The sequence below is a fragment of the Pseudomonas fluorescens genome (assembly GCF_018614775.1).
Taxonomy (GTDB): domain Bacteria; phylum Pseudomonadota; class Gammaproteobacteria; order Pseudomonadales; family Pseudomonadaceae; genus Aquipseudomonas; species Aquipseudomonas fluorescens_BY.
This window is the reverse complement of record NZ_JAGGOF010000021.1, coordinates 72,237-84,928: the sequence shown is the minus strand read 5'-3', so window position 1 is coordinate 84,928 and position 12,692 is coordinate 72,237. Positions and strand designations below refer to the sequence as shown.

Sequence of the window (12,692 nt, the reverse complement as noted above, 5' to 3'; positions counted from 1 at the left end):
GAGATGGGTCAGAAAGTACATCCCATTGGCATTCGCCTGGGAATCGTCAAGGAGCACACCTCCGTCTGGTACGCAGACGGTCGGACTTATGCGGACTACTTGTTCGCTGATCTGAAGGTGCGTGAGTATCTCCAAGACAAACTAAAAAGCGCGTCCGTAAGCCGTATCGATATCCATCGTCCGGCTCAAACTGCACGTATCACCATCCACACCGCTCGTCCAGGTATCGTTATCGGGAAGAAAGGTGAAGATGTTGAGAAACTGCGTCAGGACCTGACCAAGCAAATGGGTGTGCCTGTGCACATCAATATCGAAGAGATCCGCAAGCCGGAGCTCGACGGTATGCTGGTTGCGCAGAGCGTAGCTCAGCAGCTGGAGCGTCGCGTCATGTTCCGTCGCGCTATGAAGCGCGCTGTACAGAACGCCATGCGCATTGGTGCCAAAGGCATCAAAATCCAAGTGAGCGGTCGTCTCGGCGGTGCTGAAATCGCACGTACTGAATGGTATCGCGAAGGTCGTGTGCCACTGCACACCCTGCGTGCCGACATCGACTATGCCAACTACGAAGCTCACACCACCTACGGTGTGATCGGTGTAAAGGTTTGGATCTTCAAAGGCGAAGTAATTGGTGGTCGCCAAGAAGAACTGAAACCACAAGCACCAGCGCCTCGTAAAAAAGCTGCTAAGTAAGGGGTACGCCAAATGTTGCAACCAAAGCGTACGAAGTTCCGCAAGCAAATGACCGGTCACAACCGTGGCCTGGCATTGCGCGGTAGCAAAGTCAGCTTCGGCGAGTTCGCGCTGAAGTCTGTTGCTCGTGGTCGTCTCACCGCTCGTCAGATCGAGTCAGCGCGTCGTGCACTGACCCGTCACGTAAAACGTGGCGGCAAGATCTGGATCCGTGTATTCCCGGACAAGCCTGTCACCAAGAAGCCACTCGAAGTTCGGATGGGTAAAGGTAAGGGTAACGTGGAGTACTGGGTTGCCCAGATTCAGCCAGGCAAAGTCCTGTATGAGATCGAGGGTGTTTCTGAAGAGCTGGCGCGTGAGGCTTTCGCCCTGGCTGCTGCAAAGCTGCCGCTCGCCACCTCCTTTGTTAAACGGACGGTGATGTGATGAAAGCGAATGAGCTTCGTGAAAAATCAGCACAGCAGCTGAACGAGCAACTGCTCGGCCTGCTGCGCGACCAGTTCAATCTGCGTATGCAGAAAGCAACTGGCCAGTTGGGGCAGTCTCATCTGCTCTCGCAAGTTAAGCGTGACATCGCTCGCGTGAAAACTGTGCTCAACCAGCAGGCAGGTAAGTGATCATGGCTGAAGCCGAAAAAACTGTCCGTACGCTGACTGGCCGTGTTGTCAGCGACAAGATGGACAAAACCATCACCGTTCTGATCGAGCGTCGCGTTAAGCACCCGATCTACGGTAAATACGTTAAGCGTTCGACTAAGCTGCACGCGCACGACGAAACCAATCAGTGCCACATCGGCGACAAAGTCACTATTCGTGAAACTCGTCCGATGGCCAAGACCAAGTCTTGGGCGCTGGTTGATATTCTCGAACGCGCTGTGGAAGTCTAAGGGCTAGGGGTCGGAGAAATTATATGATTCAGACTCAATCCATGCTCGATGTGGCCGATAACAGCGGCGCTCGCCGCGTTATGTGCATCAAGGTGCTGGGTGGCTCCCATCGTCGTTACGCTGGTATCGGTGACATCATCAAGGTTACCGTCAAGGAAGCAATTCCTCGCGGTAAGGTGAAAAAAGGCCAAGTGATGACTGCTGTTGTAGTCCGCACTCGCCATGGCGTTCGTCGTGCTGACGGCTCCATCATCCGCTTTGATGGCAACGCTGCTGTTCTGTTGAACAACAAGCAAGAGCCGATCGGCACCCGTATCTTTGGGCCAGTGACCCGTGAACTTCGTACCGAGAAGTTCATGAAGATCGTCTCGCTCGCCCCAGAAGTGCTGTAAGGAGATCCGACATGCAAAAGATTCGTCGTGACGACGAGATCATCGTGATCGCCGGCAAAGACAAAGGTAAGCGCGGTAAGGTGCTGAAGGTTCTTGCTGACAACCGTCTGGTTGTGGGTGGTCTGAACCTGGTCAAGCGTCATACCAAGCCTAACCCGATGTCGGGCGTACAGGGCGGTATCGTCGAGAAAGAAGCGCCACTGCACGCTTCCAACGTCGCCATCTTCAATGGCGAAACCAACAAGGCTGACCGCGTTGGTTTCAAAGTAGAAGACGGTAAGAAAATTCGTGTCTTCAAGTCGACCCAAAAAGCGGTTGATGCTTGAACACTGCTAGGTAGAAGACCATGGCACGACTAAAAGAGATTTACCGGAAGGAAATCGCACCGAAACTTAAGGAAGAACTTAAGCTTTCGAACGTGATGGAAGTTCCGCGCGTTACCAAAATCACCCTGAACATGGGTCTGGGCGAAGCGATCGGCGACAAAAAAGTCATCGAGCACGCTGTTGCTGACCTGGAAAAGATCACCGGTCAGAAGGTCGTTGTGACTTACGCTCGGAAATCCATCGCTGGCTTTAAAGTCCGTGAAGGTTGGCCGATCGGCGTCAAAGTGACCCTGCGCCGTGAGCGTATGTACGAGTTCCTGGATCGTCTGCTGTCGATCTCCCTGCCTCGGGTTCGCGACTTCCGCGGCCTGAATGCCAAGTCCTTCGATGGTCGTGGCAACTACAGCATGGGCGTAAAAGAGCAGATCATTTTCCCGGAAATCGATTACGACAAGATCGATGCTCTCCGCGGTCTGGACATTACCCTGACCACCACTGCTCGGACGGATGACGAAGGTCGCGCACTGCTGCGCGCTTTCAAATTCCCGTTCCGCAACTGATTGGAGTAGGAAAATGGCCAAGAAGAGCATGAAGAACCGTGAGCTGAAGCGTCAGCTCACCGTTGCCAAGTACGCCACCAAGCGTGCAGCGCTGAAAGCTATCATCGTTGATCTGAACGCAAGTCCAGAAGCGCGTTGGGAAGCTACCGTAGCCCTGCAGAAGCAGCCACGTGACGCAAGCGCTTCGCGCATGCGTAACCGCTGCCGCCTGACTGGTCGTCCGCACGGCGTGTACCGCAAGTTCGGCCTCGGTCGTAACATGCTGCGTCAAGCTGCTATGCGTGGTGACGTTCCAGGTCTGGTTAAAGCCAGCTGGTAAGCACTGTCAAAGTCTCGGTGTTCGGGGTCTCAGGATCCTGACCGCCGGTGACCTTGAATCTGAATCAAGCCCCTTTTGGGGCTTGATTCATTTCTGGGCTGTGTCTAGAATACCCGGCTCGCCTGAGCCCGTGTTTTTATTGCACGGTTGCACTCGGCGACACGTACTAGCCGAAAGGCTAATTTTTTGTGTATTAGGAGCGTCTAGCCCATGAGTATGCAGGACCCGTTAGCGGACATGCTAACTCGTATCCGTAATGCCCAGATGGCTGAAAAGTCCGTCGTAAGCATGCCATCTTCTACTTTGAAGGTAGCTGTTGCCAAAGTCCTGAAGGACGAAGGTTACATTGCGGGTTATCAGATCAGCAGCGAAATCAAGCCGCTGCTTTCCATCGAGCTGAAGTACTTCGAAGGCCGTCCGGTCATCGAGGAAGTGAAGCGCGTTAGCCGTCCAGGCCTGCGTCAGTACAAGTCCGTTGATGATCTGCCAAAAGTTCGTGGCGGTCTCGGTGTGTCTATCGTCTCCACCAACAAAGGTGTGATGACGGATCGTGCTGCGCGCGCTGCCGGTGTCGGCGGCGAAGTTCTTTGCACTGTGTTCTAAGGGGGGATAAGCATGTCACGCGTCGCTAAGAACCCCGTTAAGCTGCCAGCCGGTGTCGAAGTCAAATTCGCAGGCCAACAGCTTTCGGTGAAGGGTGCCAAGGGCACTCTGCAACTGAACATCCATTCGTCCGTTGAGATCGTTGAAGAAGCCGGTGAGCTGCGTTTCGCTGCTCGCAATGGCGATCAACAGACTCGCGCAATGGCTGGTACCACTCGTGCGTTGGTAAACAACATGGTCCAAGGCGTAAGCCAAGGCTTCGAGCGCAAGCTCCAGCTGGTCGGTGTTGGTTACAAAGCGCAAGCAAAAGGCACAGTGCTGAACCTGGCTCTTGGCTTCTCGCACCCAGTGGATTACGAACTGCCGGAAGGCATCACCGCTGAGACTCCTAGCCAGACCGATATCCTGATCAAGGGCATCGACAAGCAGCTGGTAGGTCAAGTGGCCGCCGAGATCCGCGACTTCCGTCCACCAGAGCCGTACAAAGGCAAAGGTGTGCGCTACGCGGACGAAGTCGTCCGTCGTAAAGAAGCCAAGAAGAAGTAGGGCATAGCAAATGACCGACAAAAAAGTTACTCGACTGCGTCGCGCTCGCAAAGCACGCCTGAAAATGCACGAACTCGAAGTCGTGCGTCTCTGCGTGTTCCGCTCGTCGCAGCACATCTACGCCCAGGTCATTTCGGCCGACGGCAACAAAGTCCTGGCAAGTGCCTCGACTTTGGATAAAGAACTGCGTGATGGCGCCACTGGCAACATCGACGCGGCCACTAAGGTTGGCCAGCTGGTCGCTACGCGTGCTAAAGCCGCTGGCGTCTCGCAGGTGGCTTTCGACCGCTCTGGCTTCAAGTACCACGGCCGCGTCAAGGCGCTGGCTGATGCTGCTCGTGAAGCTGGGCTGGAGTTCTAAGTTATGTCAAATAACGACCAAAAGCGCGACGAAGGCTACATCGAGAAGCTGGTTCAAGTTAACCGCGTAGCCAAAACCGTCAAAGGCGGCCGTATCTTCACTTTCACCGCGTTGACCGTGGTGGGTGATGGTAAAGGCCGTGTTGGCTTCGGCCGTGGCAAGTCGCGTGAAGTGCCTGCTGCGATCCAGAAGGCAATGGAAGCTGCTCGCCGCAACATGATCCAGGTTGATCTGAACGGCACCACCCTGCAGTACGCAATGAAGTCTGCCCATGGCGCTTCGAAGGTGTACATGCAGCCTGCTTCTGAAGGTACCGGTATCATCGCTGGCGGCGCTATGCGTGCCGTCCTCGAAGTTGCTGGCGTTCAGAACGTTCTGGCCAAGTGCTACGGCTCGACTAACCCGGTAAACGTGGTCCATGCCACTTTCAAGGGTTTGAAAGCCATGCAGTCTCCTGAATCCATTGCCGCCAAGCGTGGCAAAAGCGTCAAGGAGATCTTCTGATCATGGCTACCGTAAAAGTTACGCTGATCAAAAGCATGACCGGCCGCATCCCTAACCACAAACTGTGCGTTAAGGGTCTGGGTCTGCGTCGCATCGGTCACACTGTAGAAGTCCTGGATACTCCCGAGAATCGCGGGATGATCAACAAGGCTTACTACATGCTGCGTGTCGAGGGTTAATCGATGAAACTCAATGATCTGAGTCCAGCGCCGGGTTCCCGTCGCGAAAAGCATCGTCCGGGCCGTGGTATCGGTAGTGGTTTGGGTAAGACCGGTGGCCGTGGCCACAAAGGTCAGACCTCCCGCTCCGGTGGCACCATTGCTCCAGGCTTTGAAGGCGGTCAACAGCCGCTGCATCGTCGTCTGCCGAAGTTCGGTTTCGTTTCCCTGAAAGCCATGGACCGCGCAGAAGTGCGTCTGTCCGAGCTGGCCAAAGTGGACGGCGACATCGTCACCGTGCAGTCCCTGAAGGATGCCAACGTGATCAACCAGAACGTTCAGCGTGTGAAAATCATGCTGTCGGGCGAAGTTGCTCGTGCTGTCACCATCGGAAAGGGAATCGGCGCCACCAAAGGTGCGCGTGCGGCTATCGAAGCAGCTGGCGGCAAGTTCGAGGAATAAATGGCTAAGCAAGGTGCTCTCTCTGCGCTCGGCAAAGGCGGTATGTCTGAACTCTGGGCTCGTCTGCGTTTTCTGTTCCTGGCGATTATCGTCTACCGAATAGGCGCACACATCCCGGTTCCAGGTATCAACCCGGACCGACTCGCGGACCTGTTTCGACAGAATGAGGGGACCATTCTTAGCTTGTTCAACATGTTTTCCGGCGGCGCGCTGGAGCGGATGAGCATCTTTGCATTGGGGATCATGCCGTACATTTCGGCATCGATCATCATGCAGCTGATGAGCGCCGTGAGCCCGCAGCTGGAGCAGTTGAAGAAGGAAGGTGAAGCTGGCCGTCGCAAGATCAGCCAGTACACCCGCTACGGCACTGTCGTTCTCGCCCTCGTTCAAGCCATTGGCATGTCCATTGGCCTGGCGGGGCAGGGCGTTTCGTTCACTGCTGACTTCAGCTTTCATTTCGTTGCGGTAACCACTTTTGTGGCGGGCGCGATGTTCATGATGTGGCTGGGTGAGCAGATTACTGAGCGTGGTGTTGGCAACGGTATCTCGATGTTGATATTCGCAGGTATCGTCGCCGGTCTTCCGAGAGCGATCGGGCAGTCTTTCGAGTCTGCGCGTCAGGGTGATATCAACATTTTCGCCTTGGTAGCCATCGGTCTGCTGGCAGTAGCGATTATCGGTTTCGTGGTGTTCATTGAGCGTGGTCAGCGTCGTATTGCTGTTCACTACGCCAAGCGTCAGCAGGGCCGCAAGGTGTTTGCTGCGCAGACCAGCCACTTGCCGTTGAAGGTGAACATGGCCGGCGTAATTCCGGCTATTTTCGCGAGCAGCATCCTGCTGTTCCCGGCTTCGTTGGGTGCCTGGTTCGGCCAGTCTGAAGGTATGGGCTGGTTGCAGGACATCTCGCAGTCGATCGCTCCTGGTCAGCCGTTGAATATTCTGCTGTTTAGTGCAGGGATTATTTTCTTCTGCTTCTTCTATACGGCGTTGATGTTCAATCCGAAAGACGTAGCGGAAAACCTGAAGAAGTCCGGTGCCTTTATTCCGGGTATCCGTCCAGGTGAGCAGTCTGCGCGCTACATTGATGGCGTTCTGACTCGCTTGACCATGTTCGGTGCTCTTTACATGACGGCCGTCTGTCTGTTGCCCCAGTTCCTGGTGGTTGCGGCAAACGTACCGTTCTACCTTGGCGGGACCTCGTTGCTGATCGTGGTCGTGGTTGTGATGGACTTCATGTCCCAAGTACAATCGCACCTCGTTTCGCACCAGTACGAATCCCTGATGAAGAAAGCCAACCTGAAGGGCTACGGCAGCGGCATGTTGCGCTGAGTAGCATCCATAAGGTTCGAGGAGTTGGTGATGAAAGTTCGTGCATCGGTGAAAAAGCTGTGCCGCAACTGCAAGATTATTCGCCGCGAAGGTGTTGTTCGGGTAATTTGCAGCGCGGAACCGCGTCACAAACAGCGCCAAGGCTGAGTGTGATTGTGCTTTAAGCCCGGCAGCTAGTGCGCTGCCGGGTTGATTATTTGTTATTACAGCGATATTATCTCGCGCCCTATTTCTTGGCTTCCGGGGCGTAGGTAGCTGTCAATTGGAGTCCCACTGAATGGCCCGTATTGCAGGCGTTAACATTCCAGATAACAAGCATACTGTTATCTCGCTGACCTACATCTATGGTGTTGGTCGCACCACTGCACAGAAAATTTGTGCAGTTGCTGGGGTCAACCCAGCCGCAAAGATCAAGGATCTGAGCGACGAGCAAATTGAACAGCTGCGTGGCGAAGTGGCGAAGTTCACCACTGAAGGTGACCTGCGTCGCGAAATCAACATGAAAATCAAGCGCTTGATGGACCTCGGTTGCTATCGCGGTCTGCGTCATCGTCGTGGTCTGCCAGTACGCGGTCAGCGTACCAAGACCAACGCGCGTACCCGTAAAGGTCCGCGTAAGCCGATCCGCAAGTAATCGCCCCAGCGAATCGACAGGAATTTAATCATGGCAAAACCTGCTGCTCGTCCTCGTAAAAAAGTTAAAAAGACAGTGGTTGATGGCATCGCCCACATCCATGCTTCTTTTAACAACACCATCGTGACCATTACCGACCGTCAAGGTAACGCTCTTTCCTGGGCTACCTCCGGTGGTTCGGGTTTCCGCGGTTCCCGCAAGTCCACCCCGTTCGCTGCTCAAGTAGCTGCTGAGCGTGCTGGTCAAGCTGCGCTGGAATACGGCCTGAAAAACCTCGACGTCAACGTCAAGGGTCCAGGTCCAGGTCGTGAATCCGCAGTCCGCGCTTTGAACGGCTGTGGCTACAAGATCGCCAGCATCACCGACGTGACGCCAATCCCGCACAACGGGTGCCGTCCGCCGAAGAAGCGCCGCGTGTAATCCAGGAGATTGTAAAGAATGGCTCGTTACATTGGTCCAAAATGCAAACTCGCTCGTCGTGAAGGCACCGATCTCTTTCTGAAGAGCGGCGTGCGCGCGATCGAATCGAAGTGCAACATTGAAGCAGCACCTGGTATCCACGGCCAACGCCGCGGTCGCCAGTCCGACTACGGCACCCAACTGCGTGAAAAGCAGAAGGTCCGTCGTATCTACGGCGTTCTCGAGCGTCAATTCAGCGGCTACTACAAAGAAGCTGCTGGCAAGAAAGGCGCAACCGGCGAAAACCTGTTGCAACTGCTCGAATGCCGTCTGGACAACGTTGTATACCGTATGGGTTTCGGTTCTACTCGTGCCGAATCCCGTCAGCTGGTATCGCACAAGTCGATCAGCGTTAACGGTCAAACCGTAAACGTTCCGTCCTACCAGGTTCGTGCTGGTGACGTGGTTGCTGTTCGCGAGAAAGCAAAGAACCAACTTCGCATTGTCCAAGCTCTCGATCTGTGTGCCCAACGTGGCCGCGTAGAATGGGTAGAAGTAGACACTGAGAAGAAGTCGGGCGTTTTCAAGAACGTTCCTGCTCGCAGTGATCTGTCCGCCGACATCAACGAAAGCCTGATTGTCGAGCTCTACTCCAAGTAAGGGCTAGAAAATAGGTGCATCCATGCAGATTTCGGTAAATGAGTTCCTGACACCCCGCCATATTGATGTGCAGGTTGTCAGTCCAACCCGCGCCAAGATCACACTCGAGCCTCTCGAGCGTGGTTTCGGCCACACCCTGGGCAACGCGCTGCGCCGCATCCTGTTGTCCTCAATGCCCGGCTGTGCAGTAGTCGAGGCCGAGATTGACGGTGTGCTCCATGAGTACAGCGCCATCGAAGGTGTACAGGAAGACGTAATTGAAATCCTGTTGAACCTTAAAGGTCTGGCTATCAAGCTGCACGGTCGTGACGAAGTTACGCTGACCTTGTCGAAGAAGGGTTCGGGGGTGGTTACCGCTGCCGATATTCAGCTGGATCATGATGTCGAGATCGTTAACCCCGATCACGTAATCGCTAACCTGGCGTCTAACGGCGCCCTGAACATGAAGCTCACCGTAGCTCGTGGTCGTGGTTATGAACCGGCAGACTCGCGTCAGAGCGATGAAGACGAAAGCCGCAGCATCGGTCGCTTGCAGCTTGACTCTTCGTTCAGCCCGGTTCGCCGTATCGCATACGTGGTGGAAAACGCCCGTGTCGAGCAGCGTACCAACCTGGACAAGCTGGTTATTGATCTGGAAACCAACGGTACCCTGGATCCTGAAGAGGCCATTCGCCGCGCTGCAACCATTCTGCAACAGCAGTTGGCTGCGTTCGTCGACCTCAAGGGTGACAGTGAGCCAGTGGTTGTCGAGCAGGAAGACGAGATCGATCCGATCCTGCTTCGCCCGGTTGACGATCTGGAACTGACTGTACGTTCGGCTAACTGCCTTAAGGCGGAAAACATCTACTACATCGGTGACCTGATTCAGCGTACCGAAGTAGAGCTGTTGAAGACTCCGAACCTGGGCAAGAAATCCTTGACTGAAATCAAGGACGTTCTGGCCTCCCGCGGTCTGTCCCTCGGCATGCGCCTCGACAACTGGCCGCCTGCAAGTCTTAAGAAGGACGACAAGGCGACTGCCTGATCGTCGTAATCACCGAACGTTGTGTTTGGTAAGGAATGAACCATGCGTCATCGTAAAAGTGGTCGTCACCTGAGCCGCACCAGCTCGCACCGCAAGGCCATGTTCCAGAACATGGCGGTGTCGCTGTTCGAGCACGAGCTGATCAAAACTACACTGCCGAAAGCCAAAGAACTGCGCCGCGTTGCTGAGCCGCTGATCACTCTGGCCAAGACAGATAGCCTGGCTAACCGCCGTCTGGCTTTCGACCGTACCCGTTCGAAAGCTATCGTTGGTAAGCTCTTCAACGACCTGGGCAAGCGTTATGCTACCCGTGAGGGTGGCTACCTGCGCATCCTCAAGTGCGGTTTCCGCGCTGGCGACAACGCGCCTATGGCGTATGTCGAGTTGGTTGATCGTGCTACCAGCGGTGAAGCTGTATCCGCTGAGTAAGTCGGCAACAAACAAAAAACCGGGCCTTGTGCCCGGTTTTTTGTGCCTGCGGGAAAAGTGCCGCGCCGTCTCGCCTGGCTTCGCTATTGGCAATTCGGCGGCGTTAGATAATAACTATCGATGTCCATGATTTAATAAATTTGGATGCTGTCACTAACATGATCAATACTCCATTCCAGCCGATTAGCCGGCAGTTCGAAGACCGACCCAGGAAGATTGAGCATGAGCCAGATCAAAACGCTTACGACCGCCAGCGGCGCTCCTGTCGCCGATAACCAGAATTCTCGTTCCGCCGGCCCGCGCGGCCCGCTGTTGCTCGACGATTTTCACCTGATCGAGAAGCTCGCTCATTTCAACCGGGAGAACATTCCCGAGCGTCGCGTGCACGCCAAAGGCTCGGGTGCTTACGGCACGTTTACCGTAACCCAGGACATTACCCCATACACCAGCGCCAAGCTGTTCGAGGCGGTCGGCAAACAAACCCCGACCTTCCTGCGTTTTTCCACTGTAGGCGGTGAGCGCGGTTCTGCCGACACCGAGCGCGATCCACGGGGTTTTGCTCTGAAGTTCTACACCGAGGAAGGTAACTGGGACATCGTTGGCAACAACACGCCGGTATTCTTTATCCGTGATCCGCTGAAATTTCCGGACTTCATCCATACCCAGAAGCGCCTGCCACAAAGCAATTTGAAAAGCGCGCAGATGATGTGGGATTTCTGGTCGCACTCGCCTGAGGCGCTGCACCAGATCACCATTCTGTTCTCGGACCGCGGCATCCCTGATGGCTACCGGCACATGCATGGTTTCGGCAGCCATACCTACAGCCTGATCAACGCCCAAGGCGAGCGTCACTGGGTGAAGTGGCACTACAAGACCCAGCAAGGGATCAAGAACCTGGCACCGGCCGAAGCGGCACGCCTGGCCGGCACTGACCCGGATTACGCCCAGCGTGATTTGTTCAATGCGATCGAGGACGGTGATTTCCCGAAATGGAAGGTCTGCATCCAGATCATGACCGAGGCCCAGGCTGCGGCTCACTATGAGAATCCGTTCGATGTAACCAAAACCTGGTCGCAGAAAGAGTTTCCGTTGATCGAAGTGGGTGTACTCGAGCTCAACCGTAACCCGCTGAACTACTTTGCTGAAGTCGAGCAGGCAACGTTTGGTCCGAGCAATATGGTGCCGGGCGTTGGTCTCTCGCCGGATCGCATGCTGCAAGGCCGTGTATTCGCCTACGCGGATGCACACCGCTACCGTGTTGGCACCAATCACCAGCAATTGCCGGTGAATGCGCCGCACAGCCCGGTCAATAGTTACCAGCGTGATGGTGCCATGGCGTTCGGCAGCAATGGCGGCGCGACACCGAACTATGAGCCTAACAGCTACATAGAGACGCCCAAACAGGCGCCGCATTATGCGGAGCCGGCGTTGGCGCTGAGCGGGGCGGCGGATCGTTACGATCATCGCGAAGACACCGATTACTACAGCCACGCCGGTGCGCTGTTCCGCTTGATGAATGATGAGCAAAGAGCCCTGCTGATCAGCAACATCGCCGGCGCCATGGGCGGTGTATCGGCGGATGTCGTTGATCGCCAGTTGCAGCATTTCTTCAGGGCGGATGCCGCTTACGGGGAAGGCATTGCCAAAGCGTTGGGCGTACAGCTTAACTAAGTCTAAACGAGAAGCAGAACCGCCCTCATTAGGGCGGTTTTTGCGCTATTTCGGTCGGTTTTCTCAGATTTTCTTCGCTTTTATTGCGACGGGGCAGTGACCTGGCGGTCAGCTTGGTTCAAACTAACGCCTTTCAAGGCTTGTGGAGATGTAGGGCGATGCAAGGTCACCCGGACGTAATCGATTACCTCAACACGTTGCTGACAGGCGAACTGGCAGCCCGTGATCAATATTTCATCCACTCGCGGATGTACGAGGATTGGGGGTTTACCGAGCTCTACGAACGTATCAACCATGAGATGGAAGAAGAGGCACAGCACGCCGATGCACTGATGCGCCGGATCCTGATGCTCGAAGGCACGCCGCGCATGCGCCCGGACGATCTGGACATCGGCACTACCGTGCCTGACATGCTCGCTGCCGACCTGCGCCTGGAATACAAGGTCCGCGCTGCGCTGTGCAAGGGCATCGAGCTTTGCGAGTTGCACAACGACTACGTGACCCGCGAGATCCTGCGCATTCAGCTCAACGATACCGAAGAAGACCATACCTACTGGCTTGAGAAGCAGCTGGGTCTGATCAAGTTGATCGGGTTGGAGAATTACCTGCAGTCGCAGTTCTGATCGCTACGTAGCGGAACGCGGAGCGTCCCCGGCTGCGCTCCCACGCGGAGAATGGAACGCAGAGCGTCCCCAGATGCATTCCCACGCGGAGCGTGGGAACGAGGCCCCTGCCATCG

General features: G+C 55.4%; 23 protein-coding genes. All 23 read left to right on the top strand.

Translation table 11 applies throughout. From position 1 onward, the window contains the following. Nucleotides 1–3 precede the first annotated feature (3 nt). The 23 genes from rpsC to bfr all read left to right on the top strand — a co-directional run bounded on the left by rpsC (nt 4) and on the right by bfr (nt 12,576). A complete protein-coding gene (rpsC, locus tag J7E36_RS06295) occupies nt 4–690 on the top strand; it encodes a 30S ribosomal protein S3 (protein WP_003176422.1) in 687 nt (228 codons plus the stop codon). A gap of 12 nt (nt 691–702) precedes the next feature. Beyond that, nucleotides 703–1,116: a 50S ribosomal protein L16 gene (gene rplP / locus J7E36_RS06290; protein ID WP_003186052.1), complete on the top strand. Its 414-nt coding sequence runs from the start codon at nt 703–705 to the stop codon at nt 1,114–1,116. Then, nucleotides 1,116–1,307 (top strand): 50S ribosomal protein L29, encoded by a 192-nt coding sequence (gene rpmC, locus J7E36_RS06285; protein WP_002555481.1) that lies wholly within the window; start codon nt 1,116–1,118, stop codon nt 1,305–1,307. Before rplP ends, rpmC begins: the two co-directional genes overlap by 1 nt. 2 nt (nt 1,308–1,309) lie before the next feature. Continuing rightward, complete coding sequence (gene rpsQ / locus J7E36_RS06280; protein WP_040071277.1) at nt 1,310–1,576, top strand: 30S ribosomal protein S17; 267 nt, start codon at nt 1,310–1,312, stop codon at nt 1,574–1,576. 23 nt (nt 1,577–1,599) lie between these two features. Then, the gene (rplN, locus tag J7E36_RS06275; RefSeq protein WP_002555479.1) at nt 1,600–1,968 is read left to right on the top strand and encodes a 50S ribosomal protein L14; all 369 of its coding nucleotides are present in this window, start codon (nt 1,600–1,602) and stop codon (nt 1,966–1,968) included. 11 nt (nt 1,969–1,979) lie between these two features. After that, nucleotides 1,980–2,294 carry a 50S ribosomal protein L24 gene (rplX, locus tag J7E36_RS06270; RefSeq protein ID WP_003186046.1) on the top strand — a complete coding sequence of 105 codons (315 nt, stop codon included), beginning with the start codon at nt 1,980–1,982 and terminating at the stop codon, nt 2,292–2,294. 20 nt (nt 2,295–2,314) lie between these two features. Beyond that, nucleotides 2,315–2,854 (top strand): 50S ribosomal protein L5, encoded by a 540-nt coding sequence (gene rplE / locus J7E36_RS06265; protein WP_003186044.1) that lies wholly within the window; start codon nt 2,315–2,317, stop codon nt 2,852–2,854. 13 nt (nt 2,855–2,867) lie between these two features. After that, complete coding sequence (gene rpsN / locus J7E36_RS06260) at nt 2,868–3,173, top strand: 30S ribosomal protein S14 (RefSeq protein WP_003186042.1); 306 nt, start codon at nt 2,868–2,870, stop codon at nt 3,171–3,173. Between the two features lie 210 nt (nt 3,174–3,383). Then, the gene (gene rpsH / locus J7E36_RS06255; RefSeq protein ID WP_003186040.1) at nt 3,384–3,776 is read left to right on the top strand and encodes a 30S ribosomal protein S8; all 393 of its coding nucleotides are present in this window, start codon (nt 3,384–3,386) and stop codon (nt 3,774–3,776) included. 12 nt (nt 3,777–3,788) lie between these two features. Then, nucleotides 3,789–4,322 (top strand): 50S ribosomal protein L6, encoded by a 534-nt coding sequence (gene rplF, locus J7E36_RS06250; protein ID WP_003186039.1) that lies wholly within the window; start codon nt 3,789–3,791, stop codon nt 4,320–4,322. Nucleotides 4,323–4,332: 10 nt separating this feature from the next. Continuing rightward, nucleotides 4,333–4,683 carry a 50S ribosomal protein L18 gene (rplR, locus tag J7E36_RS06245; RefSeq protein WP_003186037.1) on the top strand — a complete coding sequence of 117 codons (351 nt, stop codon included), beginning with the start codon at nt 4,333–4,335 and terminating at the stop codon, nt 4,681–4,683. Between the two features lie 3 nt (nt 4,684–4,686). Further along, on the top strand, nt 4,687–5,187 hold the full coding sequence (gene rpsE / locus J7E36_RS06240; protein ID WP_003186035.1) for a 30S ribosomal protein S5: 501 nt from the start codon (nt 4,687–4,689) through the stop codon (nt 5,185–5,187). A 2-nt stretch (nt 5,188–5,189) separates the two neighbouring features. After that, nucleotides 5,190–5,366: a 50S ribosomal protein L30 gene (rpmD, locus tag J7E36_RS06235; protein ID WP_003186033.1), complete on the top strand. Its 177-nt coding sequence runs from the start codon at nt 5,190–5,192 to the stop codon at nt 5,364–5,366. A 3-nt stretch (nt 5,367–5,369) separates the two neighbouring features. Then, nucleotides 5,370–5,807, top strand: a complete 438-nt coding sequence (gene rplO / locus J7E36_RS06230; RefSeq protein WP_003186032.1) for a 50S ribosomal protein L15 — start codon at nt 5,370–5,372, stop codon at nt 5,805–5,807. After that, nucleotides 5,808–7,136: a preprotein translocase subunit SecY gene (secY, locus tag J7E36_RS06225; RefSeq protein ID WP_003186029.1), complete on the top strand. Its 1,329-nt coding sequence runs from the start codon at nt 5,808–5,810 to the stop codon at nt 7,134–7,136. A gap of 30 nt (nt 7,137–7,166) precedes the next feature. Next, on the top strand, nt 7,167–7,283 hold the full coding sequence (rpmJ, locus tag J7E36_RS06220; protein WP_002555468.1) for a 50S ribosomal protein L36: 117 nt from the start codon (nt 7,167–7,169) through the stop codon (nt 7,281–7,283). Nucleotides 7,284–7,413: 130 nt separating this feature from the next. Further along, the gene (gene rpsM / locus J7E36_RS06215) at nt 7,414–7,770 is read left to right on the top strand and encodes a 30S ribosomal protein S13 (protein WP_003194635.1); all 357 of its coding nucleotides are present in this window, start codon (nt 7,414–7,416) and stop codon (nt 7,768–7,770) included. A 30-nt stretch (nt 7,771–7,800) separates the two neighbouring features. Next, the gene (gene rpsK, locus J7E36_RS06210; RefSeq protein ID WP_002555466.1) at nt 7,801–8,190 is read left to right on the top strand and encodes a 30S ribosomal protein S11; all 390 of its coding nucleotides are present in this window, start codon (nt 7,801–7,803) and stop codon (nt 8,188–8,190) included. Nucleotides 8,191–8,208: 18 nt separating this feature from the next. After that, nucleotides 8,209–8,829: a 30S ribosomal protein S4 gene (rpsD, locus tag J7E36_RS06205; RefSeq protein WP_003176404.1), complete on the top strand. Its 621-nt coding sequence runs from the start codon at nt 8,209–8,211 to the stop codon at nt 8,827–8,829. A gap of 22 nt (nt 8,830–8,851) precedes the next feature. Next, a complete protein-coding gene (locus tag J7E36_RS06200) occupies nt 8,852–9,853 on the top strand; it encodes a DNA-directed RNA polymerase subunit alpha (RefSeq protein ID WP_003186012.1) in 1,002 nt (333 codons plus the stop codon). Between the two features lie 42 nt (nt 9,854–9,895). Beyond that, a complete protein-coding gene (rplQ, locus tag J7E36_RS06195) occupies nt 9,896–10,282 on the top strand; it encodes a 50S ribosomal protein L17 (RefSeq protein WP_003186009.1) in 387 nt (128 codons plus the stop codon). A gap of 222 nt (nt 10,283–10,504) precedes the next feature. Next, entirely contained in the window at nt 10,505–11,953 is a 1,449-nt protein-coding gene (locus J7E36_RS06190) for a catalase (protein WP_215000984.1), read from the top strand. A 158-nt stretch (nt 11,954–12,111) separates the two neighbouring features. After that, entirely contained in the window at nt 12,112–12,576 is a 465-nt protein-coding gene (bfr, locus tag J7E36_RS06185) for a bacterioferritin (RefSeq protein ID WP_215000980.1), read from the top strand. Nucleotides 12,577–12,692 lie beyond the last annotated feature (116 nt).

Bases quoted from the DNA above. Each gene is read 5' to 3' on its own strand.
- rpsC (WP_003176422.1), top strand. From the start codon at position 4: ATGGGTCAGAAAGTACATCCCATTGGCATTCGCCTGGGAATCGTCAAG.
- rplP (WP_003186052.1), top strand. From the start codon at position 703: ATGTTGCAACCAAAGCGTACGAAGTTCCGCAAGCAAATGACCGGTCAC.
- rpmC (WP_002555481.1), top strand. From the start codon at position 1,116: ATGAAAGCGAATGAGCTTCGTGAAAAATCAGCACAGCAGCTGAACGAG.
- rpsQ (WP_040071277.1), top strand. From the start codon at position 1,310: ATGGCTGAAGCCGAAAAAACTGTCCGTACGCTGACTGGCCGTGTTGTC.
- rplN (WP_002555479.1), top strand. From the start codon at position 1,600: ATGATTCAGACTCAATCCATGCTCGATGTGGCCGATAACAGCGGCGCT.
- rplX (WP_003186046.1), top strand. From the start codon at position 1,980: ATGCAAAAGATTCGTCGTGACGACGAGATCATCGTGATCGCCGGCAAA.
- rplE (WP_003186044.1), top strand. From the start codon at position 2,315: ATGGCACGACTAAAAGAGATTTACCGGAAGGAAATCGCACCGAAACTT.
- rpsN (WP_003186042.1), top strand. From the start codon at position 2,868: ATGGCCAAGAAGAGCATGAAGAACCGTGAGCTGAAGCGTCAGCTCACC.
- rpsH (WP_003186040.1), top strand. From the start codon at position 3,384: ATGAGTATGCAGGACCCGTTAGCGGACATGCTAACTCGTATCCGTAAT.
- rplF (WP_003186039.1), top strand. From the start codon at position 3,789: ATGTCACGCGTCGCTAAGAACCCCGTTAAGCTGCCAGCCGGTGTCGAA.
- rplR (WP_003186037.1), top strand. From the start codon at position 4,333: ATGACCGACAAAAAAGTTACTCGACTGCGTCGCGCTCGCAAAGCACGC.
- rpsE (WP_003186035.1), top strand. From the start codon at position 4,687: ATGTCAAATAACGACCAAAAGCGCGACGAAGGCTACATCGAGAAGCTG.
- rpmD (WP_003186033.1), top strand. From the start codon at position 5,190: ATGGCTACCGTAAAAGTTACGCTGATCAAAAGCATGACCGGCCGCATC.
- rplO (WP_003186032.1), top strand. From the start codon at position 5,370: ATGAAACTCAATGATCTGAGTCCAGCGCCGGGTTCCCGTCGCGAAAAG.
- secY (WP_003186029.1), top strand. From the start codon at position 5,808: ATGGCTAAGCAAGGTGCTCTCTCTGCGCTCGGCAAAGGCGGTATGTCT.
- rpmJ (WP_002555468.1), top strand. From the start codon at position 7,167: ATGAAAGTTCGTGCATCGGTGAAAAAGCTGTGCCGCAACTGCAAGATT.
- rpsM (WP_003194635.1), top strand. From the start codon at position 7,414: ATGGCCCGTATTGCAGGCGTTAACATTCCAGATAACAAGCATACTGTT.
- rpsK (WP_002555466.1), top strand. From the start codon at position 7,801: ATGGCAAAACCTGCTGCTCGTCCTCGTAAAAAAGTTAAAAAGACAGTG.
- rpsD (WP_003176404.1), top strand. From the start codon at position 8,209: ATGGCTCGTTACATTGGTCCAAAATGCAAACTCGCTCGTCGTGAAGGC.
- J7E36_RS06200 (WP_003186012.1), top strand. From the start codon at position 8,852: ATGCAGATTTCGGTAAATGAGTTCCTGACACCCCGCCATATTGATGTG.
- rplQ (WP_003186009.1), top strand. From the start codon at position 9,896: ATGCGTCATCGTAAAAGTGGTCGTCACCTGAGCCGCACCAGCTCGCAC.
- J7E36_RS06190 (WP_215000984.1), top strand. From the start codon at position 10,505: ATGAGCCAGATCAAAACGCTTACGACCGCCAGCGGCGCTCCTGTCGCC.
- bfr (WP_215000980.1), top strand. From the start codon at position 12,112: ATGCAAGGTCACCCGGACGTAATCGATTACCTCAACACGTTGCTGACA.